General features: G+C 73.7%; 1 protein-coding gene and 1 pseudogene. One reads left to right on the forward strand and one right to left on the reverse strand.

From position 1 onward, the window contains the following. A pseudogene (locus tag PSH25_RS27540) lies at positions 1 to 407 on the reverse strand (NYN domain-containing protein); the annotation flags it as partial. Between the two features lie 127 nt (positions 408 to 534). On the opposite strand from PSH25_RS27540, the gene PSH25_RS27545 reads away from it, so the two are divergent. Then, the coding region (locus PSH25_RS27545) for a DEDD exonuclease domain-containing protein (RefSeq protein ID WP_238661810.1) at positions 535 to 1966 on the forward strand (1432 nt) is incomplete at its 3' end.

The raw sequence follows: 1966 nt of genomic DNA on the forward strand, positions 1-1966 counted from the left end.
GCGGTGCCCTCGACCACGGCCGCACCGAGGTCACCGGCGTCGGCCAGGACCCGCGCGGTGACCCGCTGCCGGAACAGCGGGTCGGCGGTGAGCTGGGCGGCGATGACCGGCGCGCCGAGCCGGGCGCGTCGGTTGGGGGCGAACTTGGCCACCCGGCGCAACGGCACCGGGACCTCGTCGGTGGGGAGGGTGGGCAGCACCGCCGCGGTCAGCGTCACGATCCGCTGCCGGACCGGCTCGGGCAGGGTCGGCTCGGGCTCGGCAGCGGGGCCGTCGCCCGTCGTCGTCGGGTCAGATGCGCCCGATGTGCCGGTGACTACGTTGTCGTCCGGGTTGCCGACAGCCCCGTCGAGCGCGACCGGATCCTCCTGCGGGAGGTGGTCGTCGTACGGCTCGGTGAGGGGCATGTGGCAAGTCTCCCACCGCGACCGGGCCCACCGCCCGGTGAGTGAGCCGATCTCTCATCCTAGCCCCATGGTGACGGATGGGACGGCTGCGACGGGAGTGTCGGACCGTGGCGCTAGCGTGCCGCCGATGGCACAGGCGGAGTACGTCCAGGAGTCACTGGCCGGTCTCGACCCGGCGGTGGGCGGGGTGGACCCGGCGCTGCCGCTCTACGCGACGACCTTCGTGGTGGTCGACCTGGAGACCACCGGCGGCGCGCCGGACGGCGGCGGCATCACCGAGATCGGCGCGGTCAAGGTGCGCGGTGGCGAGCAGTTGGGGGTGCTGGCGACCCTGGTCAACCCGGGGCAGCCGATTCCGCCCTTCATCACCGTGCTGACCGGCATCACCCAGGCCATGCTGGTGCCGGCGCCACCGATCGAGCAGGTGCTGCCGAGCTTCCTGGAGTTCATCGACGACGCGGTGCTGGTGGCCCACAACGCCCCGTACGACGTGGGCTTCCTCAAGGCCGCCTGCGCGAAGCACGGCTACCGCTGGCCCAACCCCCGGGTGCTGGACACCGCGGCGCTCGCCCGCCGGGTGCTGACCCGCGACGAGGTGCCCAACCGCAAGCTCGGCACCCTGGCCGCCTACTTCCGCACCGCCACCCAGCCCACCCACCGGGCGCTTGACGACGCGAAGGCCACCGTCGACGTGCTGCACGGGCTGATCGGTCGGCTCGGTGGGCACCGGGTGGACACGGTCGGCGACGCCATCGAGTTCGCCCGCGCGGTCACCCCGACCCAGCGCCGCAAACGACACCTGGCCGAGGGGCTGCCCAGGGTCCCCGGGGTCTACATCTTCCGGGCCGCCGACGACCGACCGCTCTACGTGGGCACCTCCGTCGACATCGCCACCCGGGTGCGCAGCTACTTCACCGCTGGCGAGAAGCGTGCCCGGATCTCCGAGATGCTGGGCGCGGCCGAGCGGGTCGAGGCGGTGGAGTGCGCCCACTCGTTGGAGGCGGAGGTCCGTGAGCTGCGGTTGATCGCCGCGCACGCCCCGCCGTACAACCGCCGGTCCAAATACCCGGAACGGATGGTCTGGCTCAAGCTGACCGACGGTCCGTACCCTCGGCTGTCGATCGTCCGCGACCTCTCCCCCACCGACACCGCGTACCTCGGGCCGTTCACCTCCCGCCGGGCCGCCGAGCTGGCCGCCGCCGGTTTCCACGACGCGGTGCCGCTGCGCCAGTGCACGCACCGGCTCTCGCTGCGCACCGTCACGCCGGCCTGCGCGCTGGCCGAGCTGGGTCGCTGCCCGGCGCCCTGTGAACACAAAATCACCCCCGAGGCGTACGACGACAGCGCCGCCGCGCCCTTCCGCACCGCGACGGCCAGCGACCCCCAGCCGGTGGTGGACGCGCTGCTCGCGCGGATCGACGTGCTCTCCCGTGACCAGCGCTACGAGGAGGCCGCCGTGGTGCGGTCCCGGCTGGCCGCCGTGCTGCGGGCCACCGTGCGGATGCAGCGGCTGGCCGCGCTGACCGGGATCGTCGAGCTGGCCGCGGCACGGCCGGCCG

The organism is Micromonospora foliorum (assembly GCF_022229015.1).
GTDB lineage: Bacteria > Actinomycetota > Actinomycetes > Mycobacteriales > Micromonosporaceae > Micromonospora > Micromonospora foliorum.